The organism is Pseudomonas sp. ENNP23 (assembly GCF_001728945.1).
GTDB classification, from domain to species: domain Bacteria; phylum Pseudomonadota; class Gammaproteobacteria; order Pseudomonadales; family Pseudomonadaceae; genus Metapseudomonas; species Metapseudomonas otitidis.
Genome location: NZ_LYSP01000065.1, coordinates 1 through 22650 on the forward strand (window position 1 = coordinate 1; position 22650 = coordinate 22650).

General features: G+C 65.5%; 22 protein-coding genes and 1 pseudogene. 14 read left to right on the forward strand and 9 right to left on the reverse strand.

Annotated features, from left to right (window positions below):
• From mprF to A9G05_RS24825, 3 genes are all read left to right on the forward strand, one after another.
• The coding region (gene mprF, locus A9G05_RS24815; RefSeq protein ID WP_069563489.1) for a bifunctional lysylphosphatidylglycerol flippase/synthetase MprF at positions 1-2243 on the forward strand (2243 nt) is incomplete at its 5' end.
• A gap of 7 nt (positions 2244-2250) precedes the next feature.
• Positions 2251-3513: a virulence factor family protein gene (locus tag A9G05_RS24820; RefSeq protein WP_069563490.1), complete on the forward strand. Its 1263-nt coding sequence runs from the start codon at positions 2251-2253 to the stop codon at positions 3511-3513.
• A 128-nt stretch (positions 3514-3641) separates the two neighbouring features.
• On the forward strand, positions 3642-4184 hold the full coding sequence (locus A9G05_RS24825; RefSeq protein ID WP_069563491.1) for a cytochrome b: 543 nt from the start codon (positions 3642-3644) through the stop codon (positions 4182-4184).
• Positions 4185-4250: 66 nt separating this feature from the next.
• Here A9G05_RS24825 and A9G05_RS24830 read toward each other — a convergent pair whose 3' ends face one another.
• On the reverse strand, positions 4251-6158 hold the full coding sequence (locus A9G05_RS24830; RefSeq protein WP_069563492.1) for a potassium transporter Kup: 1908 nt from the start codon (positions 6156-6158) through the stop codon (positions 4251-4253).
• A 243-nt stretch (positions 6159-6401) separates the two neighbouring features.
• On the opposite strand from A9G05_RS24830, the gene rimO reads away from it, so the two are divergent.
• The 4 genes from rimO (at position 6402) to tsaA (ending at position 9209) form a co-directional block, all read left to right on the forward strand.
• Positions 6402-7724: a 30S ribosomal protein S12 methylthiotransferase RimO gene (gene rimO / locus A9G05_RS24835; protein WP_069563493.1), complete on the forward strand. Its 1323-nt coding sequence runs from the start codon at positions 6402-6404 to the stop codon at positions 7722-7724.
• Positions 7725-7886: 162 nt separating this feature from the next.
• Positions 7887-8072 (forward strand): hypothetical protein, encoded by a 186-nt coding sequence (locus A9G05_RS28585; protein ID WP_069563494.1) that lies wholly within the window; start codon positions 7887-7889, stop codon positions 8070-8072.
• 218 nt (positions 8073-8290) lie between these two features.
• Positions 8291-8497 (forward strand): hypothetical protein, encoded by a 207-nt coding sequence (locus tag A9G05_RS24845; protein ID WP_044414250.1) that lies wholly within the window; start codon positions 8291-8293, stop codon positions 8495-8497.
• A gap of 10 nt (positions 8498-8507) precedes the next feature.
• The gene (gene tsaA, locus A9G05_RS24850; protein ID WP_069563495.1) at positions 8508-9209 is read left to right on the forward strand and encodes a tRNA (N6-threonylcarbamoyladenosine(37)-N6)-methyltransferase TrmO; all 702 of its coding nucleotides are present in this window, start codon (positions 8508-8510) and stop codon (positions 9207-9209) included.
• Between the two features lie 6 nt (positions 9210-9215).
• Here tsaA and A9G05_RS24855 read toward each other — a convergent pair whose 3' ends face one another.
• Positions 9216-9353, reverse strand: coding sequence for a hypothetical protein (locus tag A9G05_RS24855; protein ID WP_240919446.1), 138 nt, complete (start codon positions 9351-9353; stop codon positions 9216-9218).
• A 65-nt stretch (positions 9354-9418) separates the two neighbouring features.
• Between A9G05_RS24855 and A9G05_RS28255 the strand changes: the two are divergent.
• Positions 9419-9680, forward strand: a pseudogene (locus A9G05_RS28255) (VOC family protein); the annotation flags it as partial.
• Positions 9681-9730: 50 nt separating this feature from the next.
• Here A9G05_RS28255 and fpr read toward each other — a convergent pair.
• The gene (gene fpr / locus A9G05_RS24865; RefSeq protein ID WP_044414260.1) at positions 9731-10510 is read right to left on the reverse strand and encodes a ferredoxin-NADP reductase; all 780 of its coding nucleotides are present in this window, start codon (positions 10508-10510) and stop codon (positions 9731-9733) included.
• A 125-nt stretch (positions 10511-10635) separates the two neighbouring features.
• Here fpr and A9G05_RS24870 point away from each other — a divergent pair, with 125 nt between their 5' ends.
• The gene (locus A9G05_RS24870) at positions 10636-11562 is read left to right on the forward strand and encodes a LysR family transcriptional regulator (protein WP_069563497.1); all 927 of its coding nucleotides are present in this window, start codon (positions 10636-10638) and stop codon (positions 11560-11562) included.
• On the opposite strand, the gene A9G05_RS24875 is transcribed toward A9G05_RS24870, so the two are convergent.
• Both A9G05_RS24875 and erdR read right to left on the reverse strand, forming a co-directional pair.
• The gene (locus tag A9G05_RS24875; protein WP_069563498.1) at positions 11563-11928 is read right to left on the reverse strand and encodes a diacylglycerol kinase; all 366 of its coding nucleotides are present in this window, start codon (positions 11926-11928) and stop codon (positions 11563-11565) included. It abuts the gene before it with no gap.
• 74 nt (positions 11929-12002) lie between these two features.
• Complete coding sequence (gene erdR, locus A9G05_RS24880) at positions 12003-12653, reverse strand: response regulator transcription factor ErdR (protein WP_069563499.1); 651 nt, start codon at positions 12651-12653, stop codon at positions 12003-12005.
• Between the two features lie 165 nt (positions 12654-12818).
• Here erdR and A9G05_RS24885 point away from each other — a divergent pair, with 165 nt between their 5' ends.
• Complete coding sequence (locus tag A9G05_RS24885; RefSeq protein WP_069563500.1) at positions 12819-13703, forward strand: DMT family transporter; 885 nt, start codon at positions 12819-12821, stop codon at positions 13701-13703.
• Here the strand turns inward: A9G05_RS24885 and A9G05_RS24890 are convergent.
• Positions 13694-14404: a tRNA-uridine aminocarboxypropyltransferase gene (locus tag A9G05_RS24890; protein ID WP_069563501.1), complete on the reverse strand. Its 711-nt coding sequence runs from the start codon at positions 14402-14404 to the stop codon at positions 13694-13696. The two genes, A9G05_RS24885 and A9G05_RS24890, sit on opposite strands and share 10 nt — an antisense overlap.
• Before the next feature lie 778 nt (positions 14405-15182).
• On the opposite strand from A9G05_RS24890, the gene A9G05_RS24895 reads away from it, so the two are divergent.
• Together A9G05_RS24895 and A9G05_RS24900 are read left to right on the forward strand one after the other, a co-directional pair.
• The gene (locus A9G05_RS24895; RefSeq protein WP_069563502.1) at positions 15183-15599 is read left to right on the forward strand and encodes a quorum-sensing-regulated virulence factor family protein; all 417 of its coding nucleotides are present in this window, start codon (positions 15183-15185) and stop codon (positions 15597-15599) included.
• A 203-nt stretch (positions 15600-15802) separates the two neighbouring features.
• Positions 15803-16876, forward strand: coding sequence for an LOG family protein (locus tag A9G05_RS24900; protein WP_069563503.1), 1074 nt, complete (start codon positions 15803-15805; stop codon positions 16874-16876).
• A 58-nt stretch (positions 16877-16934) separates the two neighbouring features.
• Here A9G05_RS24900 and recX read toward each other — a convergent pair whose 3' ends face one another.
• The 3 genes from recX to A9G05_RS24915 form a co-directional block, all read right to left on the reverse strand.
• The gene (recX, locus tag A9G05_RS24905; protein WP_083272663.1) at positions 16935-17399 is read right to left on the reverse strand and encodes a recombination regulator RecX; all 465 of its coding nucleotides are present in this window, start codon (positions 17397-17399) and stop codon (positions 16935-16937) included.
• Positions 17400-17403: 4 nt separating this feature from the next.
• On the reverse strand, positions 17404-18456 hold the full coding sequence (gene recA / locus A9G05_RS24910) for a recombinase RecA (RefSeq protein ID WP_069563504.1): 1053 nt from the start codon (positions 18454-18456) through the stop codon (positions 17404-17406).
• Between the two features lie 86 nt (positions 18457-18542).
• The gene (locus A9G05_RS24915) at positions 18543-19055 is read right to left on the reverse strand and encodes a CinA family protein (protein ID WP_069563505.1); all 513 of its coding nucleotides are present in this window, start codon (positions 19053-19055) and stop codon (positions 18543-18545) included.
• A gap of 125 nt (positions 19056-19180) precedes the next feature.
• Here A9G05_RS24915 and mutS point away from each other — a divergent pair, with 125 nt between their 5' ends.
• Together mutS and fdxA are read left to right on the forward strand one after the other, a co-directional pair.
• Positions 19181-21760, forward strand: a complete 2580-nt coding sequence (mutS, locus tag A9G05_RS24920; RefSeq protein WP_069563506.1) for a DNA mismatch repair protein MutS — start codon at positions 19181-19183, stop codon at positions 21758-21760.
• A 138-nt stretch (positions 21761-21898) separates the two neighbouring features.
• Positions 21899-22222: a ferredoxin FdxA gene (gene fdxA / locus A9G05_RS24925; RefSeq protein ID WP_044414294.1), complete on the forward strand. Its 324-nt coding sequence runs from the start codon at positions 21899-21901 to the stop codon at positions 22220-22222.
• The last annotated feature ends 428 nt before the right edge of the window (positions 22223-22650 follow it).

Sequence of the window (22650 nt, forward strand, 5' to 3'; positions counted from 1 at the left end):
GCTACCGCCTCTATAGCCGTGACAACGTCAGCGCACCCGACATCGCCCGGGTCACGGTGTTCGCCAGCCTGGCGCTGGGCTCGGCCCTGCCGCCGCTGGCAGCCGTTGCCGCACTCAGCAACCTGGACGCGGCCTCCCAGGCGCTGCGCTTGTCGCCCTCGATGGTGGCGCTGACCGCCAGTGCCGTGCTTGGCCTCACCCTGCTGGCGGTGCTCTGGTTTTCGCGCCTGCGCGAACCCGAGGCCCCGGTCCCCGGCTGCATCAGCGTGCGCCTGATGGGCCGTGGAGTGCGTCTGCCCGGCCTGGGCCTGTCGGGCCTGCAGTTGCTGATCACCCTGGTGGACGTCTGTGCGGCAGCCAGCGTGCTCTACCTGCTGCTGCCGGAGGCACCGCCCCTCGGCGCCTTCATGCTGGTGTACCTGCTGGCCCTGGCGGCCGGCGTGCTCAGCCATGTACCCGGCGGCGTCGGCGTGTTCGAAGCGGTGCTGTTGGCCGCCTTCGCCGGCCAGCTCGGTGCCGCCCCGCTGGCCGCCGCGCTGCTGCTCTATCGCCTGATCTACGTCGGGCTCCCGCTGGTGGTTGCCTGCATGCTGCTGTTGGTGAACGAAGCCCAGCGTTTCATCCCGGCTGGCCGCCAGGCCATGCGCAGCGCCTCGGGGCTGGCGGCGCCGGTGCTGTCGCTGATGGTGTTCCTCTCCGGTGTGGTGCTGCTGTTCTCCGGCGCCACCCCGGCCATCGACACCCGCCTGGACGACCTCAGTTTCCTTATCCCCCATCGCCTGATCGACGCCTCGCACCTGGCCGCCAGCCTGGTGGGCGTGCTCTGCCTGCTGCTCGCCCATGGCCTGCGCCGGCGCCTGTCGGCGGCCTGGGCGCTGACCCTGGTGCTGCTGGTGACCGGCGCGGTGTTGTCGCTGCTCAAGGGCGTGGACTGGGAAGAAGCCTCCCTGCTGCTGCTGACTGCTGCGCTGCTGGCGATGTTCCGCAACGCCTTCTACCGCCCCAGCCGCCTGCTGGAAATGCCGTTCTCCCCGGTCAACCTCGGTGCCGCCGCCTGCGTGCTGGCCGCGTCGGTCTGGCTGATGTTCTTCGCCTACCAGGACGTGCCCTACAGCCAGGAGCTGTTCTGGCAGTTCGCCGTGGACGCCGATGCGCCGCGCACGCTGCGCGCCGCCCTGGCCAGCGGCCTGCTGCTGGCCGGCCTGGGCCTGGTGTGGCTGCTGCGTCCGGTACCGCTGGTGATCCATGAGCCCACCGAAGAGGAACTGCTGAAGGCCGCGCGCATCGTCCGCGGTTCCGCCCAGCCCGATGGTGGCCTGGTGCTGACCGGCGACAAGGCCCTGCTGTTCCACCCCGAGGAGGATGCCTTCCTGATGTTCGCCCGCCGTGGCCGCAGCCTGGTGGCGCTGTTCGACCCCATCGGCAAGGCCAACCACCGCGCCGAGCTGATCTGGCAGTTCCGCGACCTGTGCGACGTGCACCATGCACGCCCGGTGTTCTACCAGGTACGCGCGGAGAACCTGCCTTACTACATGGACATCGGCCTCAGCGCCCTGAAGCTCGGCGAGGAGGCCCGCGTGGACCTGCGCCGCTTCGACCTGGACGCCAAGAACAAGGCCATGAAAGACCTGCGCTACACCCTCAGCCGGGGCCAGCGCGACGGCCTGACACTGGCCTTCCACGACGCGGGCGAAGCGCCCATCGAAGCGCTGCGGGAAATCTCCGATGCCTGGATGCTGGGCAAGAGCGTGCGCGAGAAAGGCTTCTCCCTGGGCCGCTTCGACCCGGAGTACCTGAAGCACTTCCGCATCGCCGTGGTGTCCTTCGAAGGCCGCCCCATGGCCTTCGCCAATCTGCTGGAGACCGACGGCCAGGAACTGGCCAGCCTTGACCTGATGCGGGTCCACCCGGAGGCGCCGAAGCTGACCATGGAATTCCTCATGCTCAACCTGCTGCTGCACTTCAAGGAACAGGGCGTGGAGCGCTTCAGCCTCGGCATGGTGCCGCTGGCGGGCCTGCAACCTCGTCGCGGTGCTCCGCTGACCCAGCGCCTGGGCGCCCTGGTGTTCCGCCGTGGCGAACAGTTCTACAACTTCCAGGGGCTGCGCCGCTTCAAGGACAAGTTCCAGCCGGACTGGGAGCCTCGCTACATGGCAGTGCCGCCGGGCCTGGACCCGCTGGTGGCACTGGCCGATACCGCAGCCCTGATCGCGGGCGGCTTCACTGGACTGGTCAAACGCTGAGGCACCCATGCTCAAACGCCACTGGCACCGCCTGCTGATCATCTTCCTCGTACTCGTGGTGGGCACCGCCCTGCTGCTGTGGGGCCGCCCTGCACCGCAAGCCCGGGTGGAACAACGCACCCTGGCCGACGGCAGCCGCGCCACCATCGCCCTGCCCCCGGGCGAAACCCGGGCCCGGGTACTGCTGGTGGTGGACGCCCAGCAGCACCTGAACGACGCCCAGTTGCTGGCCCTGGCCCAGGATGGCGGTGCCCGCGTGGTTCAGTTGCAACTGCCTGCCGACAACTGCGACGCCCAGCAACACCTGCTCGGCCTGACCCGCACCGTGCTGGAGGGCGAGCCGACCCTGGTGGCCGGCATCGGCCCGGGCGCCGCCTTTGCCTGGCGCTGGTTGGCCGGCCAGCGCAACGATCAGGCCCGCGCCCTGTCCATCGACTTCAGCCTCGACCAGCCCGATTGCAGTGCCCCACTGCCCAAGGCAGCGTCCCACGGTCACTGGACCATCGCCTGGAACGACAATCCGGACGACCCCAGCGCTGCCTTCGCCCGTGACCAGGCCAACGCCGATACCGGCATCAGCGACTACGGCACCAGCCTGCCCGAGCTGCTCAACGAGCGCCTGCGCAGCCTGCTGGAGGGCGGTGGCAGCCAGATGCCGGTGGTGGAAGTGCCGGCTGACCATCCCTCCGACACCGTCACCCTGTTCTATTCCGGCGACGGCGGCTGGCGCGACCTGGACCGCGCCGTGGCCGATGAAATGGCCAAGCTCGATCACTCCGTGGTCGGTATCGATGCGCTGCGCTATTTCTGGCAGCACAAGAGCCCCGAGCAGGGTGCAGCCGACCTCAGCCGTCTGATGAAGCGCTACCGCGAGCAATGGGGCGCCAAGCGCTTCGTGCTCGCCGGTTACTCCTTCGGTGCCGACGTGTTGCCGGCCTTCTACAACCGCCTGCCCAAGGCCGACCAGCAACAGGTGGATGCCATCCTGCTGCTGGCCCTGGCCCGCAGCGGCAGCTTCGAGATCGAGGTACAGGGCTGGCTGGGCAAGGCCGGCCAGGAAGCGGCCACCGGCCCGGAACTGGCCAAGCTGCCGCCGGAGAAGGTGCTCTGCGTCTACGGCAAGGAGGAAGCCAAGGACAGCGGCTGCACCCAGCCCGACGCCATCGGCGAGGTGCTGGCCCTGCCTGGCGGCCACCACTACGACGAGAACTACCCGGCCCTGGCCGAACGCCTGGTCAAGGCCATCGCCAAGCGCCAGGCCAAGCCCTGACCCCCTCCGCCGCCCCGCTCAGGGGCGGCAAATCCCCCGATCGTTGACCTGCTTCATTTTCGCTTAAGACCCAGCCGCTAAGCTGGGGACAAGCCCGCCACCACGATGCGGGACAACAAGGAGCCGTGATGACCACCCAGACCTCCCGCTACGGGAAACTTTCCATCGCCCTGCACTGGCTGATGCTGCTGCTGATCGCCGCCGTCTACGCCACCATCGAACTGAAGGGCAACTTCCCCAAAGGCAGCGAGACCCGCGAACTGCTCAAGCAATGGCACTTCATGTTGGGCCTTTCGGTGTTTGCCCTGGTATTCGTGCGCATCGCTGCGCGCTTCCTCTCCCCTACGCCGCCGATCACCCCCAATCCGCCGGCCTGGCAGAACGCCCTGGCCAAGCTGGCGCACCTGGCGCTCTACGGCCTGATGCTGGGCCTGCCGTTCGCTGGCTGGCTGATCCTCAGCGCCGCCGGCAAGCCGATCCCCTTCTTCGGCCTGGAGCTGCCGCCGCTGATCGACAAGAACCCCGACCTCGCCGGGCAGATCAAGGAACTGCACGAGACCGTGGCCGTGCTCGGCTACTGGCTGATCGGCCTGCACGCGGTGGCCGCGCTGTTCCACCACTTCATCAGCAAGGACGACACCGTGCGGCGCATGCTGCCCGGCCGCGGCTGATCGTCACCCCATGAATAAGCCCGGGCCATGCCCGGGCTTATTCGTTGTGGCGAGCCTCGGCTCCGGCTAGATCTCCACCTGGGTACCCAGCTCGATCACCCGGTTCAGCGGCAGGTTGAAGTAACGCAGGTTGCCGTTGGCATTCTTCAGCAGAAAGGCGAACAGCGCCTCACGCCATCGCGCCATGCCGATCAGCTTGGAGGGGATCACCGTCTCGCGGCTGAGGAAATAGGTGGTGCGCATCGGGCTGAAGTCCAGGTCGTTGAGGTGGCACAGCTTGAGCGCCTGGGGAATGTCCGGGTCCTCGATGAAGCCGAAGTGCAGCACCACCCGGAAGAAACCCTCGCCATAGGCGTCCACCTCGAAGCGTCGCTCCGGCGCCACGCGCGGGCTGTCTTCGTTGACCACGGTGAGCAGCACCACCTGCTCATGCAGCACCTGGTTGTGCAGCAGGTTGTGCAGCAGCGCGTGGGGCACCGCATCGGAGCGGGCAGTGAGGAACACCGCCGTGCCCTGCACGCGATGCGGCGGCTGCGAACGGATGCTGGCGATGAACAGCGGCAACGGCAGCGCGTTCTCGTCGAGACGGTCCACCAGCAACTGGCGGCCACGCTTCCAGGTGGTCATCAGGATGAACAGGGCAATACCAGCGATCACCGGGAAGGCGCCCCCCTGGATGACCTTGGGCAGGTTGGCGGCGAAGAACAGGCTGTCCACCAGCAGCATCGCCAGGAAGAAGGGAATGACCATCCACAGCGGCCATTTCCACAGCAGCCAGATCACCACGCCCATCAGCAGGGTGGTCATCAGCATGGTGCCGGTCACTGCCACGCCATAAGCCGAGGCCAGCGCAGCCGAGGACTCGAAGCCCAGCACCAGCAGCACCACACCCACCATCAGCGCCCAGTTCACCGCAGCGATGTAGACCTGCCCCTGCTCGTGGCTGGAGGTGTGCTGGATGAACATGCGCGGCACGTAACCCAACTGGATAGCCTGGCGGGTCAGGGAGAAGGCGCCGGAGATCACCGCCTGGGACGCGATCACCGTGGCTGCTGTGGACAGCGCCACCATCGGCAGCAGGGCCCAGCCGGGGGCCGTCAGGTAGAAGGGGTTACGCGCGGCCTCCGGGTTGACCAGGATGGTCGCGCCCTGGCCGAAGTAGTTCAGCACCAGCGCCGGCAGCACCAGGGCGAACCAGGCGCGGGCGATGGGCTTGCGGCCGAAGTGGCCCATGTCGGCATAGAGCGCCTCGGCACCGGTCAGCGCGAGCACCGTGGCGCCGAGGATGGCCACGCCGATGCCCGGGTGGGAGATGAAGAAGTTCACCGCCCACGCCGGGTTCAGCGCCTTGAGCACCTCCGGCTGCTGGGAGACGCCGTAGATACCGAGTGCAGTCAGCGCCAGGAACCAGGCCACCATCACCGGCCCGAAGAGGATGCCGATGCGGGCGGTACCGTGCTTCTGGATCAGGAACAGGCCGACCAGCACCACCAGGGACAGCGGCACCACCCAGTGCTTGAGCCCGTCGAAGGCGATCTCCAGGCCCTCGATGGCGGAGAGCACCGAGATGGCTGGGGTGATCATGCTGTCGCCATAGAACAGCGCCGCGCCGATCAGGCCGGCCGCCACCACCATGGCCTGCAGACGACGACGCCCGGTGGCGGCGCGGCGGGCCAGCGCCGAAAGCGCCATGACCCCGCCCTCGCCTTCATTGTCGGCCCGCAGGACGAAGATCACGTACTTGATCGAGACCACCCAGATCAGCGACCAGAAGATCAGCGACAGCACGCCGAGCACGCCATCGTGGTTGGCCTGCACGCCATAGCCGCCGATGAAGACTTCCTTGAGGGTGTAGAGCGGGCTGGTGCCGATGTCGCCGTAGCAAACCCCGACGGCGCCGACCATCAGGCCGACGGCAGAGCTCGAGTGGGGGTGCTGTTCCTGCTCAGCGGTGCCGGTGCTTGCATCGGACATGTAACAAAATCTCTCGAAAAAACTCGGCGCATCCTGCTCCCACCCCATTCGGGTTGCAAGAGCCGGTCATTTCCAGCCCCGCTGACTATAGGCCGTGTTCCCTGGAACGCCCGCTGGCAGGGCCTGGGCATGCACCTGCGACGACTTGCCTCGGAGAGGCTGTTCAAGTGTGTAGGCCGCCGCTAGAATTGCGCACTTTTTGATCAGAGGCGCCCCCAAGGTGCCCTTCCGAGGTTAGCCCCCATGTCCACCGCAACACCCAAAGTCGGATTCATCTCCCTCGGCTGCCCCAAGGCGACCGTCGACTCCGAGCGCATCCTCACCCAATTGCGCATGGAAGGTTACGAGATCGTTCCGACCTACCAGGACGCCGACGTCGTGGTGGTCAACACCTGCGGGTTCATCGACAGCGCCAAGGCCGAGTCCCTGGACGCCATCGGCGAGGCGCTCTCGGAGAACGGCAAGGTGATCGTCACCGGCTGCATGGGCGTGGCCGAGGACAGCATCCGTGACGTGCACCCGAGCGTGCTGGCCGTGAGCGGCCCGCAGCAGTACGAGCAGGTGGTCAACGCCGTGCACGAAGTGGTGCCGCCGAAGACCGAGCACAACCCGCTGATCGACCTGGTTCCGCCCCAAGGCATCAAGCTGACTCCGCGCCACTACGCCTACCTGAAGATTTCCGAAGGCTGCAACCACAGCTGCAGCTTCTGCATCATCCCCTCCATGCGCGGCAAGCTGGTCAGCCGCCCGGTGGGTGACGTGCTCTCCGAGGCCGAGCGCCTGGTGAAGGCCGGCGTGAAGGAACTGCTGGTGATCTCCCAGGACACCAGCGCCTACGGCGTCGACCTCAAGTACAAGCTGGACTTCTGGAACGGCCAGCCGGTGAAGACCCGCATGCTGGAGCTGTGCGAGGCGCTCTCGGCCATGGGCGTATGGGTACGCCTGCACTACGTGTACCCGTACCCGAACGTGGACGACGTGATCCCGCTGATGGCCGCCGGCAAGCTGCTGCCCTACCTGGACATCCCCTTCCAGCACGCCAGCCCGAACGTGCTCAAGGCCATGAAGCGCCCGGCCTTCGAGGACAAGACCCTGGCCCGCATCAAGAAGTGGCGCGAGATCTGCCCCGAGCTGACCATCCGTTCCACCTTCATCGTCGGTTTCCCCGGCGAGACCGAAGAAGACTTCCAGTACCTGCTGGACTGGCTGACCGAAGCCCAGCTGGACCGCGTCGGCTGCTTCCAGTACTCCCCGGTGGACGGCGCGCCGGCCAACGACCTGGGCCTGGAGCCAGTGCCGGACGACATCAAGCAGAACCGCTGGGACCGCTTCATGGCGCACCAGCAGGCCATCTCCGCTGCCCGCCTGCAGCGCAAGATCGGCCAGGAGATGGAGGTGCTGGTGGACGAGGTGGACCACGAGGGCGCCGTGGCCCGTTCCTGGGCCGATGCCCCGGAGATCGACGGCAGCGTGTTCATCGACAACCCCAACCTGAAGCCAGGCGACAAGGTCCGCGTGCGGGTGGTGGATGCAGACGAGTACGACCTGTGGGCCGAGTGCATCTGACCCCAGCGGTCGGCTGACAAACGCCGCGAGGCCCCCAGGGGCTCGCGGCGTTTTCGTTTCCATGGGGCTGGAATGGCCAAGCATTCCCCGTCTCGATGATGGCTCTGTCACCGCCTGGCAGCAGCTCGGGTAAGGCCCGCCCCCACTGACGAGGCTCACCCCGTGGATAAGCACTTCAGCCTGCAAGGCCGCACCGGCGGCACCCGCTTAACTGCCCAGGGCGACGATGCCCTGGCGGCGGATGTCGCCCTCATCCCCATGCTGCGTTGGAGCGGCGAAGAGGAGATGAGCGCCCTCGCCTGCATGACCGGCACCATCATCCCCATCGACGGCGGCTTCCAGCTCTGACCCCCAGGCCGAATGCTGCGCACCTGCGGGCGCCCACGGCTTGCACCTGGCGCAGGCCGGTCGTTGAAAAACCAGGGCGAGGCGAAACGCCCGAAAGAAAGACCGGTTCATGTGGGGTGCGTGAGCACCTCGAGTGCGCCTTCAACGCCCCAGCGGCGGCGTGGTCAGTGTTTCAACAACCTGCTAGGGTAGCCGCGCATTCTTGCCGGACCCTCACCATGCGCGCCCTTCTGCTGTGCCTCGCCCTGCTCCCTGCCCTGCCGGCCCTTGCCGCGCCGGCGCCGTTCTATGTCTGGCAGAGCACGCTGGATGGCCGCTTCACCTGTGCCCAGGTACAGCCCGGCGAGGGCTGGGTGCGCCACAGCGGCCCCTACCGCGACGCCGGGTGCCGGGTGCCCCAGGGCGCGCCGATCCGCAGCCGCTGAGTCACGCACCATGCAGCATCTGGTTTCCCCGGTCGGCATCCTGCGCTCCTGCTTCAAGGAAAAATTCGCCATCCCCCGCCAACCCCAGCTCGCCCCGGCCGCCCGCGGCGTGCTGGAGCTGCTGCCGCCCTTCGACGGCGGTGAGGCGGTGGCCGGCCTGGAGCAGGTGAGCCATGTGTGGCTGTTGTTCCTCTTCCATCAGGCGCTGGAGGACACGCCGCGCCTGAAGGTGCGCCCGCCCCGCCTGGGCGGCAACCAGACCCTGGGGGTCTTCGCCAGCCGCGCGACGCACCGCCCCAACGGCATCGGCCAGTCGGTGGTGAAGCTGGACAAGGTGGAGGCCGGCCGGCTCTGGCTGTCGGGCATCGACCTGCTGGACGGCACGCCAGTGCTCGACATCAAGCCCTACGTGCCCTACGCCGACTGCCAACTGGACGCACGCAACGGCATCGCTGCGGCCCCGCCGGAACTGATCCCGGTGGACTGGTCGCCCGAAGCCCTGGCCCAGGCCAGGCTCGAAAGCGAGCGCCTGGGCGAGCCATTGGTGGCGCTGGTGGAACAGTGCCTGGCCCAGGACCCCCGCCCGGCCTACCAGAAGCCCCAGCCGGAACGCCGCTACGGCGCGCGCCTGTGGGACGTGGACGTGCGCTGGCACTACCCCGAGGCTGGCCGCATCCGCGTGCTTGAAATCGCACGCGGAGCAGACGCCTGAAGCGACTCAGCGAGAGGGATTGAGGGCCAGCGCATCGGCTTCGATGCAGTCCTGTGGGAGAATCAGCGGCGCCACCAACGGCCCGCTCGCCAGGACATGCGGCGTCTGCGTGCGGGCCTCGAACGCCGCTTCGTCGGTGCACATCTCGTAGCGCCACACCAGGTCCGGATCACGGCGGTCACGCAGTACGTCGAATACCAGGCAATCCGGTTCGCCGCGCCCACGAGAACCTGGTCTACATCATTGGCGGCAACGACACTACCGAGCCACGGCGCGCAGTCGGTGGACCATCTCGGCTCCGTGTTGGATAGCCTGGTGGCCCGGTACCGCTACCTGAACACGCTCCTGGACCGCCCCTTCGCCCATGGCGACGGCCCCCTCAGCTTCCACCTGCTGGACCCGACCGGGAACAAGGTCCAGCCGATCCACCACCCTGCCCTGTCCGGCCAGCGCTTCAGCCTGCCGGGCTGAAATGCAAAAGCCCGCCGAATGGCGGGCTTTTCGTCAGGCGCGGCGCAGAATCACTTCTCGACGAAGGCGCGCTCGATCAGGTAGTCACCCGGCTCACGCATGCGCGGCGATACCTTCAGGCCGAAGCTGTCGAGCACCTGGCTGGTCTCGTCGAGCATGCTCGGGCTGCCGCAGATCATGGCGCGGTCGTCCTGCGGGTTGATCGGCGGCAGGCCGATGTCGCGGAACAGCTTGCCGCTGCGCATCAGGTCGGTCAGGCGGCCCTGGTTCTCGAAGGGCTCGCGGGTGACGGTGGGGTAGTAGATCAGCTTCTCTTTCACCGCCTCGCCGAAGAACTCGTTCTGCGGCAGGTGCTCGGTGATGAATTCGCGGTAGGCCACTTCGTTCACGTAGCGCACACCGTGCACGAGGATGACCTTCTCGAAACGCTCGTAGGTCTCGGGGTCCTGGATCACGCTCATGAAGGGCGCAAGGCCAGTGCCGGTGCTCAGCAGATAGAGGTGCTTGCCCGGGTTCAGGTCATCGAGGACCAGGGTGCCGGTAGGCTTCTTGCTGATGATGATCTCGTCGCCTTCCTTCAGGTGCTGCAGCTGGGAGGTCAGCGGGCCGTCCGGCACCTTGATGCTGAAGAACTCCAGGTGCTCTTCCCAGTTCGGGCTGGCGATGGAATAGGCGCGCATGAGCGGACGGCCGTTGGGCTGCTGCAGGCCGATCATGACGAACTGGCCGTTCTCGAAGCGCAGGCCCGGGTCGCGGGTGCACTTGAAGCTGAACAGCGTGTCGTTCCAGTGATGAACGCTGAGGACGCGCTCGGAGTTGAAGTTGCTCATGTTTCCGGAAGCTCCGAAGAGGAAATGTCGCCAGCGCCGCTTGGGCGCAATTGCGCGGCATTGTAGTGATCGCCACAATATCTGTTAACTGGATTATCAAGATATAGGTTATCGGTTATATCGATATGCGTTTTACACTCCGTCAATTGCAGGTTTTCGTCAGCGTCGCCCAGCAAGGCAGCGTCTCTCGCGCAGCCGAATCGCTGTCCCTGTCGCAATCGGCGGCCAGCACCTCGCTGACCGAGCTGGAGCGGCAGTCTGGCTGCCAGTTGTTCGACCGTGTCGGCAAGCGCCTCAGCCTCAATGCGCTGGGCCATCAACTGCTGCCCCAGGCGGTCGCCCTGCTGGATCAGGCCCGGGAGATCGAGGACCTGCTCAACGGCAAGAGCGGCTTCGGTTCGCTGGCGGTGGGCGCCACCCTGACGGTGGGCAACTACCTGGCGACCCTGCTGATCGGCAGCTTCATGCAGCGCCACCCGGAGTGCCAGGTGAGCCTGCACGTGCAGAACACAGCGAACATCGTCCAGCAGATCGCCCATTACGAACTTGATCTGGGTCTAATCGAAGGCGATTGCCAGCACCCGGACATCGAGGTCCTGCCCTGGGTCGAGGACGAACTGGTGGTGTTCTGTGCACCCGGCCACCGCCTGGCCAAGCAGCGACCGGTGAGCCTGGACGAGCTGTGCCGTGAGGCGTGGATTCTCCGCGAGCAGGGCTCAGGCACCCGCCTGACCTTCGACCAGGCCATGCGACACCACCCGGTGCCGCTGAACATCCGCCTGGAGCTGGAGCACACCGAAGCCATCAAGCGGGCGGTGGAGTCGGGGCTGGGCATCAGTTGCATCTCGCGCCTGGCGCTGCGCGATGCCTTTCGCCGCGGCAGCCTGGTGCCGCTGGAAACCCCGGGGATCGACCTGCGTCGGCAGTTCTATTTCATCTGGCACCGGCAGAAGTACCAGACGGCGGCCATGCGTGAGTTCCTTGAGCAGTGTCGCGAACTCACGGTGGGGGTAAGGCGCAGCGACGAGATCGTGCTGCCCGAGATTCCCTGATCAGCCCAGCAGGATGGTGGCCCAGACCGAGCCGATCAGCGTCAGGGCGACGAACTGGGCGGCGCTGCCCATGTCCTTGGCGTTCTTGGACAGCGGGTGGCGGTCCAGGGAGATGCGGTCGATGGCCGCCTCCACCGCCGAGTTGAGCAGCTCGACAATCAGGGCCAGCAGGCACACGCCGATCATCAGCGCCCGCTCGCCACGGCTGACATCAAGGAAGAACGCCATCGGAATCAGCACGACGTTGAGCAGTACCAGTTGGCGGAACGCGGCTTCACCGGTGAAGGCCGCGCGCAGGCCAGCGAGGGAGTAGCCGGCGGCGTTGAGGATACGTTTGAGGCCGGTCTGGCCTTTGAATGGCGACATGGGAAGGCTGGCTGTCTTAATAAGGAGCGCGCAGCCTAGCGCGGCGCGTCTCAAATTTGCGTGAAAAGGCGGAGTCAGGCCGGCGGAATCGATTCCATCTGTTGCAGCAGCAAGGCGGCCTGGGTGCGGGTACGCACGCCGAGCTTGCGGAATATGGCAGTGACGTGGGCCTTCACCGTGGCCTCGGACACATTCAGCTCGAAGGCGATCTGCTTGTTCAGCAGGCCTTCGCAGACCATGGTCAGCACGCGGAACTGCTGGGGCGTGAGGCTGGCCAGGCCGGCACTGGCGGCACGGGCCTCGTCGGAAACGACCACCGCCTCGTCTGCTTGCGGCGGCCACCAGGCATCGCCATCGAGCACGGCACGCACGGCCGACTGGATGACTTCGAGCGGGCTGGACTTGGGAATGAAGCCGCTCGCACCAAACTCGCGCGCCCGGACCACGACCGATGCTTCCTCCTGGGCGGAGATCATCACCACCGGGATCTGCGGGTACTGGCCGCGCAACAGCACCAGGCCGGAGAAGCCGTAGGCGCCGGGCATGTTCAGGTCCAGAAGGACCAGATCCCAGTCACTCTTCTGCGCCAGGCGCTCCTCGAGTTCAGCGATGCTGGCCACTTCCACCAGACGCACATCCTGTCCCAGCCCCAGGGTCAGGGCCTGGTGCAGGGCGCTGCGAAACAGCGGGTGATCGTCGGCAATTAGGATGTCGTAAGCGGCCATCGAGGGGTCCTTTTCTGGCGGGCCCCACCGCCCTGGCAGCGATTGGAAGGCCCTGGCGGCTAATGGGCGGCCGTGGAGCGGCGCCCAGCATGCCGACCCTCGGCGGGGTGGTCAAGCGGCCATCTTTGCGTCAGAGTCTTGGCCTTTTGACTGCCGAGAAGTCCTATGCGAAGCCAAGCCCTGCGCGCCGACATCCTGATGCTGATCACCGCTGCCATCTGGGGCGCGGCGTTCGTTGCGCAACGGCTCGGCATGGATGCCATCGGCCCCTTCCTCTATACAGGCCTGCGCTTCGCACTGGGTGCCCTGGTGTTGCTGCCGCTGCTCTACCTGCTGCCACGCGGCGAGCACCACGAGCCGATGAACCAGGGCCTGCTGCTCGGCGGCGTGCTGATGGGACTGGCCCTGTCCCTGGGCATCAACCTGCAGCAGGTGGGCCTGCTGTTCACCAGCGTGACCAACTCCGGTTTCATCACCGGCCTGTACGTGATCATCGTGCCGCTGCTGGGGCTGTTGCTGGGCCATCGCACCGGCATGGGCACCTGGATCGGCGCGCTGCTGGCGGTGGGCGGCATGTTCCTCCTCAGCGTCGGCGACAACTTCCAGGTGGCGCGCGGCGACTGGCTGCAACTGGCGGGGGCGGTGGTCTGGGGCGTTCACGTGCTGCTGGTAGGGTTCTTCGCCAGCCGTCACGACCCGGTGCGCCTGGCCATCCTGCAGTTCATCACCTGCGCGGTGATCAGCCTCGCGCTGGCGCTGGTGCTGGAAGACATCCGCCTGGACGCCATCGTCTCGGCCGGCCCGGCCATCCTCTATGGCGGGGTGATCGCCGTGGCCATCGGCTACACCCTGCAGGTGGTGGCGCAGAAGCACGCGATTGCGTCCCACGCGGCCATCATCCTGTCCCTTGAGGCGGTGTTCGCTGCCATCGCCGGTGCCCTCATGCTCAACGAGTCCCTGCATACGCGGGGCTATCTGGGCTGTGCGCTGATGTTCGTCGGCATGCTGGTGGCGCAGCTTTGGCCGCAACGCCACGAGGCTCAGAGATAAGGACGCAGCGCCTGGTGCGCCGGGCTCTCCAGGTCCAACGGCAGGGCGTGCTTGGCGCCCAGATAACGCTCGGTGAACAGGTCCAGGTACGCATCCAGCGCGCCGGCGGCCTGTGAGTCACCGCCCAGTTCCAGGCACAGCGCAGCCACCTCGGCCGTGCACAGGTGCTCGTCACGCTTGGAGCGGCGCAGACGGTAGCGGGAGATCTGCTCCGGGCGCAGGCTCAGCACCGGGAAGCTGTTCAGGTACGGGCTCTTGCGGAACATCTTGCGAGCCTCCGTCCAGGTTGCGTCCAGCAGGATGAACAGCGGTCGCTTGCCTGGCTCGACCGTCACTTCCTCCACCACCCGCTCCGGCTCGGCGTATTCCCCCGGGAACACCACATACGGCTGCCACTGGGGATCATTCAGCAGGGTCTCGGCTGCCGGGTCGAGGGCGATCCGCGACCATTCGAAGGCGGCGGTATCGGCCACCACATCGGCGATCAGCCAGCCGGTGTTGCTCGGCTTGAGCGGCTCCGAGTAGTACATGAACAGGCACACCCCGGCATTGGCCGGCACCTGCGGACGCTGGTCGCAGAAGCAGTAGGCAGGAATCACCCGGCAACGCGGGCAGCGGGGTGCGCGGGAGCCGCGGGCAACGAACGGGCGAGTGGCGCGGGCCAGACATTCGGCGCGCAAGCGGAAGACGGCGTGGGTCATGGAGGACGGGAAACCAGGGCTGTGCGGAAACGGCGCGCAGTGTACCCCCGCCCGGTCATCGATGGGCAGCGGGGCGGACGAGTCGTTACCCCCAGCCCGTCGCTCCGCTCAGAGACGTGGTTGAAGGTCAACCCGATGAAGTGGAGACCTGGGTCTTGTTCTCCCCTGTGTAGTGGCCCGCGCTGCCGGCGGTCATCCGCGCGTCCTTAAGGCGTGCCGGGCCGACGAGGTTGTAGAAGATCACCGGGGGCGGCTGCCCCGCACCATTGGCGCAGGCGGTGCCCTGGGCAAACGCCGGCTGGAATCCGAATTGGTAGCCCGAGGTCAATACCGGGGTGAGGAAGGCAACCGCCCTCTGTTCTCAGAGAACCGCACGCAAGGTCTGGGGCGACCTGGTCATTCCTCACGGGACACCCGGAGGCGTCTGGGGTTTTGGGACAGTCCGTGTTTTGCCGCCGGCCCCCATCCTAAAGTCGTGGGGACTCCTGCCTTGCTGACATCCGCCGGCAATAGCACCCGGCCTCAGCGCTAAGGCCAGGCGAAGCGGCAAATGCACCTGTGCCCCGTGTGACGGGACTCTGTCAGGCATAGCGGGTTGTCAAGCGTGACAACAGGCTGGCAGCATCCAGGGGCCGCTCGTCGGCGCAACACAACGGTGGGAATCAGACGGACCTTGATCTGCAGTCGGCGCTTGTTCAGGATGCGCGCACCAGGCTACCGGGCCATGAACACTTGGTCGCAGCCGGAGTCAAAGGCTGTCCCACCCTCGGAGATTCGCATGCAACGCCTAACCCTCGCCGCCTTAGCCCTTCTCGCGCCCATCGCCGTGCAGGCGGCCTCGCTCAAGGATTTCGAGCTGACCAAGATGCTGGAGAAAGTGGCCGAGGAGAGCAGCGTCGGCACGCCCCGCGCCATCAACGAGGACATTCTCGACCAGGGCTACACAGTGGAAGGCACAGAACTGGTCAACCACCTCAGCGTCCGCTCTGCCCATGCAACCCAGATGCGCGCCAACCCCGACTCGGTGCGTGCCCAACTGGCCAACAGCGTTTGCCGCAACAACGGCTACCGTCAGTTGCTGGCCCGAGGTGCGGCACTGCGCTATGCCTTCACCGAGTACAAGAGCAATCGCCCGGTCACCAACGAACGCTTCATTGCCAGCGATTGCGGCCTGAAGGCCTCCACGGCCAAGTAACACCGCCTGCCCCCCTTGCCTGCGGCTGCCGACCCCCGTCTCCTACAGGGGCTGGGGTCGAGGCTGCGTCTTGCGGCTGGAAAAGCCCGAGACACTCGCGCAAGCTGTCCCAGCGTCCTGCATCCGGGTCGAATGCCCCGTTGGCAGGGCTCTGGCGCGCCCACCCCGGGCGTGCCGTGCAGTTGCTGAGCAAGGAGAACGCTATGCCTTTCGAACCGGATGACTACCTCTCCCGGCACTTCCAGACCAGCGGGATCGACCTGGCGCAAAAGGTCGACGAACTGGTCGGGCTGGTGGTTCCGCACGAAAGCCCCAACCTGTCCCTCTACCGCGAGATGGTGACCACGGTGGTGCGCATGGCCCAGGCGGACCGCAACCGCTGGGACGCCAAGATCATGCTGCAGACCCTGCGCGAGATGGAGCACGCCTTCAGCGTCCTCGAGCAGTTCAAGCGCCGTCGCAAGGTCACTGTGTTCGGCTCCGCACGCACGCCCGTGGAGCACCCGCTGTACGACCTGGCCCGCCAGTTGGGCGAGGCCATCTCCCGGCTCGACATGATGGTCATTACCGGTGCCGGGGGCGGCATCATGGCTGCCGCCCACGAAGGCGCCGGGCAGGAAAACAGCCTGGGCCTGAACATCACCCTGCCCTTTGAGCAACGCGCGAACGCCACGGTGGCGGGCACCGACCACCTGCTGTCGTTCCACTTCTTCTTCATCCGCAAGCTGTTCTTCGTCAAGGAAGCCGATGCCCTGGTGCTGTGCCCGGGCGGCTTCGGCACGCTGGACGAGGCCCTCGAAGTGCTCACCCTGATCCAGACCGGCAAGAGCCCGCTGGTGCCGGTGGTACTGCTGGACGAGCCCGGCGGCAGCTACTGGAAGGATGCGCTGGACTTCCTGCACCGCCATCTGGAACTGAACCGCTACATCCTGCCCAGCGATCTGCGCCTGGTTCGGCTGGTACACAGCGCGGAGGACGCAGCCACGGAAATCGCGCGTTTCTACGGCAACTTCCATTCCACTCGCTGGCTGAAGAACGAGTTCGTCATCCGCATGAACCACCCACTGACGGACTCGGCCCTCCAAGCCCTGCATGAGGAGTTCAAGGGGCTGTGCCTGCAGGGCGGCTTCGAACAGCGCCCCTACTGCGAGCCTGAGCGGGACGAGCCGGAGTTCTGCCACCTCATCCGCCTGGCGTTCCGCTTCAACGGCCGCGACCACGGACGCCTGCGGGAGCTGGTGGATTTCATCAACCAGCCGGAACACTGGCTACGCTGACGCCCATGAAAAAGCCCTGCCAGGGTCACCTGGCAGGGCTTCTCAGTACGGACACACCTCAATCGTCCAGCGACGAGCCTCTCAGCAAGCGGCTGATCATCTCCATCGAGTACCCCCGATAGGCCAGGTAGCGCCCTTGCTTGGCACGCTCCTTGGCGTCTACGGGCAGCCGCGCAAACTTGCGCATCCAGGTTTCACGCAGGAGCGCGCCCCAATCGATGTCGGCCTCGCGCAGCGCCGCCTCGATTGCCGGACGGGGCAAGCCGCGCTGGGCCAGGTCTTCGCGAATACGGGCAGGCCCGTGACCGGAGCGGGCTCGGCTGGCAATGAAGCTTTCGAGGTAGCGGGATTCATCGAGAAGGCCCTCGTCCGCAAGCCGGTCGAGGGCACTTTCGATCAGTTCAGGCGGGGCGCCGCGCTGACGCAGCTTGCGCGTCAGTTCGATGCGACCGTGCTCGCGCATCGCCAGCAGGTCCATCGCGGCCCGCCGCACGGCGGCGGGGCTGTCGAGCACGACGGGCACGGGATCAGGCGTCAGCGTCGGCTTCAGCGGCTTCTTCGGCGGTGGGAACGAAGTCCTGTTTGCCGTTGTTGCGGTTCAGCAGTTGCTCGCGGATCAGCTTCTCGATGGCCTTGCCGATTTCCGGATTGTCCTCGAGGTACTTGGCTGCATTGGCCTTGCCCTGGCCGATCTTGCTGCCCTGGTAGCTGTACCAGGCGCCGGACTTCTCGAGGATGCCCTGCTGTACACCAAGGTCGATGACCTCGCCGCTGCGGTAGATGCCTTTGCCGTAAAGGATCTGGAACTCGGCCTGACGGAACGGCGGGGAAACCTTGTTCTTGACGACCTTGACGCGGGTCTCGCTGCCCACCACTTCCTCGCCTTCCTTCACAGCGCCGATACGGCGGATGTCCAGCCGGACGGAGGCGTAGAACTTGAGCGCGTTACCGCCGGTGGTGGTTTCCGGGCTGCCGAACATGACGCCAATCTTCATGCGGATCTGGTTGATGAAGATGACCAGGCAGTTGGCATTCTTGATGTTGCCAGTGATCTTGCGCAGGGCCTGGGACATCAGACGGGCTTGGAGGCCGACGTGGGAATCGCCCATCTCGCCTTCGATCTCGGCCTTGGGCACCAGGGCGGCAACGGAGTCGACGATGATCACGTCGACCGCGTTGGAACGCACCAGCATGTCGGTGATTTCCAGGGCTTGCTCGCCGGTATCCGGTTGGGAAACCAGCAGGTCATCGACATTGACGCCCAGCTTGCCGGCGTAGTCCGGGTCCAGCGCGTGCTCGGCGTCGACGAAGGCGCAGGTGGCCCCCATGCGCTGGGCTTCGGCGATCACGGACAGGGTCAGGGTGGTCTTGCCCGAGGATTCCGGGCCGTAGATCTCGACGATACGGCCCTTGGGCAGACCGCCGATGCCAAGGGCAATGTCCAGCCCCAGGGAGCCGGTGGAAATGGCCGGGATGGCCTGGCGCTCATGGTCGCCCATGCGCATGACCGCGCCTTTGCCGAACTGCTTCTCGATCTGGCCCAGGGCAGCCGCCAAAGCACGCTTCTTGTTCTCGTCCATTGAAGTCCTCGCTCATCAAGAGGGCCTGACGGCCACCAACAACTGTATAAGTAGACAGTATTATTTCACAGGAAACTTTCGCTCGCCTACCCCTCGAACGGTTTTTCTCCTGCAGCTAGTCGGATGACACCGTGGAGGGCCGTTTTCACCGTTTGCCGACGCACCTGCTGGCGGTCACCCACAAACTGGTAGCGACGACTGTGGCGCGCGTCGCCGTCGGCCCAAGCGATCCAGACGGTACCGACCGGCTTCTCGGGCGAGCCCCCATCAGGCCCCGCAACACCGCTGACCGCGACGGCAAATCGCGCACCACTGCGGGCTTGCGCGCCTTCGACCATGGCCAGGACCACCTCGCGGCTGACCGCGCCGACCTGCCCGAACAGGAGTTCCGGAACCCCTAGTTGGGCCGTCTTCTGGGTATTGGAGTAGGTGACATAGCCGGCCTCGAACCAGGTGGAGCTGCCCGGGATACGGGTGATCGCTTCGGCGATGCCACCTCCGGTGCAAGACTCCGCCGTGGTGACCTGCGCTTTTATGGCCGCCAGGGCCTTGCCAAGGTGGGCGGCAAGTTCGGTCAGGGAGAGATCGGTGTCGGGCATGTGCAACTCCGGGGTTAAAGCGAGCAAGCCGGATACCGTACACTAGCGCCCTTCCCATGCAAGACCGGGCATCGGTTCATGGCAATCGGAATGCCCGGCCCCACCTCAAGAATCGCGAAGCACCGATGGCCAAAGACACCCAGGACCTTTCCGAACACACGCCCATGATGCAGCAGTACTGGAAGCTGAAGAATCAGCATCCGGACCAGCTGATGTTCTATCGCATGGGCGACTTCTACGAGATTTTCTACGAAGACGCGAAGAAGGCGGCCAAGCTGCTGGATATCACCCTGACAGCGCGCGGCCAGTCGGCTGGCAAGGCGATTCCCATGGCGGGCATTCCCTTCCACTCCGTGGAAGGCTACCTGGCCAAGCTGGTCAAACTCGGTGAGTCGGTGGTCATCTGCGAGCAGATCGGCGACCCGGCAACCAGCAAGGGCCCGGTCGAGCGCCAAGTCGTTCGGATCATCACTCCGGGAACCGTCAGCGATGAGGCGCTGCTGGACGAGCGTCGCGACAACCTGCTGGGCGCCCTCCTGGGTGACGAACGTCTGTTCGGCCTGGCGGTGCTGGACATCACCAGCGGTCGTTTCGCCGTGCAGGAGATCAGGGGCTGGGAGAACCTCCTGGCCGAACTTGAGCGCCTCAACCCAGCCGAACTGCTCATCCCTGACGACTGGCCGCAGGGGCTGCCGGCGGAGAAGCGCAGGGGCGTACGTCGTCGTGCGCCTTGGGACTTCGACCGGGACTCGGCGAAAAAGAGCCTGTGCCAGCAGTTCGGCGTACAGGACCTCAAGGGCTTTGGTTGCGAGAACCTGACCTTGGCGATCGGCGCGGCTGGCTGCCTGCTTGCCTACGCCAAGGAGACCCAGCGTACTGCCCTGCCCCACCTGCGCAGCCTGCGCCATGACCGCCTCGACGACACGGTGATCCTCGACGGTGCAAGCCGTCGCAACCTGGAGCTGGACGTCAACCTTTCGGGCGGACGGGACAACACCCTGCAATCTGTGGTCGACCGCTGCCAGACTGCCATGGGCAGCCGTCTGCTTGGGCGTTGGCTGAACCGTCCATTACGTGATCGGGCCGTGCTGGAAGCACGCCAGGACTCCATCACCGCACTGCTGGACGGCTACCGCTATGAAGGGCTGCAACCGCAACTGAAAGAAATCGGCGACGTCGAGCGAATCCTCGCCCGTATCGGCCTGCGCAACGCCCGCCCCCGTGACCTCGCTCGCCTGCGCGATGCCCTGACTGCGCTACCAGCACTGCAAGATGCCATGAGCGGTCTGGACATCCCTCATCTCCAGACCCTGGCCGGCAGCATCCGCACCTACCCGGAGCTGGCTGACCTGCTCACGCGCGCCATCATCGACAACCCGCCGGCGGTGATCCGCGATGGCGGCGTGATCAAGACCGGTTACGACGCGGAACTGGACGAGCTTCAGGCACTCAGCGAGAACGCCGGCCAATACCTGATGGATCTGGAGGCCAGAGAGAAGGCCCGAACCGGGCTGCCGAATCTAAAGGTCGGCTACAACCGCATCCACGGCTACTACATCGAACTGCCACGGGTGCAGGCCGAGCAGGCACCTGCCGACTACATCCGTCGGCAGACGCTGAAGGGAGCCGAGCGCTTCATCACCCCGGAACTCAAGGCCTTCGAGGACAAGGCGCTATCGGCCAAGAGCCGCGCCCTTGCCCGCGAGAAGATGCTCTACGAAGCGCTGCTGGAACTGCTGATCGAGCAGCTTGCCCCCCTGCAGGACACCGCAGCCGCGCTGGCCGAGTTGGACGTGCTGAGCAACCTGGCCGAGCGCGCACTCAACCTCGACCTGAACCGCCCCCGCTTCGTCGACGAGCCCTGCCTGCGCATCACCCAAGGCCGCCACCCGGTGGTGGAGCAGGTATTGGAGACCCCCTTTGTCGCCAACGATCTGACCCTGGACGACAGCACGCGGATGCTGATCATCACCGGACCGAACATGGGTGGTAAGTCGACCTACATGCGCCAGACGGCCCTGATCGTGCTGCTAGCCCATATCGGCAGCTTCGTGCCGGCGGCATGGTGCGAGCTTTCCATGGTGGACCGCATCTTCACCCGCATCGGCTCCAGCGACGACCTGGCAGGCGGCCGCTCGACCTTCATGGTGGAAATGAGCGAAACCGCGAACATTCTCCACAACGCCACGGACCGCAGCCTGGTGCTGATGGACGAAGTAGGGCGTGGGACCAGCACCTTCGACGGCCTCTCGCTGGCCTGGGCGGCTGCCGAGCACCTGGCCAAGCTGCGTGCCTACACCCTGTTCGCCACCCACTATTTCGAACTCACGGTGCTGCCGGAAAGCGAGCCGGTGGTGGCCAACGTGCACCTCAACGCCACCGAGCACAATGAGCGGATCGTCTTCCTGCACCATGTGCTGCCAGGCCCTGCCAGCCAGAGCTATGGGTTGGCGGTGGCGCAACTGGCGGGCGTCCCTGGTGGCGTGATCCAGCGAGCTCGCGAGCATCTGGCACGACTGGAAACCACCAGCCTGCCCCACGAACTGCCCCAGGCAGCGCCGGGAAAACTCGCGCCGCCAATGCAGAGCGACCTGTTCGCCAGCCTGCCGCACCCGGTGCTGGAGGACCTGGCCAAGGCCGATCCGGACAACCTCACGCCCCGGCAGGCACTTGATCTGCTTTATGCCCTGAAATCACGAATCTAACGCCGAGGCAAACAAGCTGTTAGAATCCCGCGCGCTCTGGACGAGCTTCGGTCGCCAGCCTGAGCCGGGATAGCCGATCCAGCGCAGGAAGCCCATGAAGACGGGCTTCCATGCCGCCGCTTGAGGAGAAAATCAGAAATGACCTTCGTCGTCACCGACAACTGCATCAAATGCAAATACACCGACTGCGTGGAAGTCTGTCCGGTAGACTGCTTCTACGAAGGCCCGAACTTCCTGGTGATCCACCCGGACGAGTGCATCGACTGCGCGCTGTGCGAGCCCGAGTGCCCCGCACAGGCCATCTTCTCCGAGGATGAGGTACCGGAGGACATGCAGGAGTTCATCGAGCTGAACCGCGACCTGGCGGAAGTCTGGCCGAACATCACCGAGAAGAAGGAAGCCCTCTCCGATGCCGAAGAGTGGGACGGTGTGAAGGGCAAGCTCCAGCATCTGGAGCGCTGAAGAGCTGCAAAAGAAGAGGCCCGCCAAAGCGGGCCTTTTTCATTTCTTGCGGACAAAAAAAGGGGCGGTTGCCCGCCCACTCTTTTGTCCCTATCCCTTTGTTTCCCAATCATCATCCTGATGAACCGCAATCCTGCGGCGTTCCTGGCAGAAATCCGTCTCTGCCTGCAACCATTCCGTGTCGCGTGGAAGTGATATTAACGGCTTCCTTGAACGGGACAAGCTCACTCCACGGTGCTGGAGAGCAATGCTCTCGTTTTTTATTTAGAAAAATATTATTTAATTTCAATAAGATAGAAACAAAAAAAACCTGAAGAGCTCGTTCACGTCGCGCTTTTTACATACTTCACTTACGCGATATGTAAGCGATAGCTTACAAAAGCTCTATCACTTCGGCCGGATACCCGCTGAGAACACCTCAATAAAAA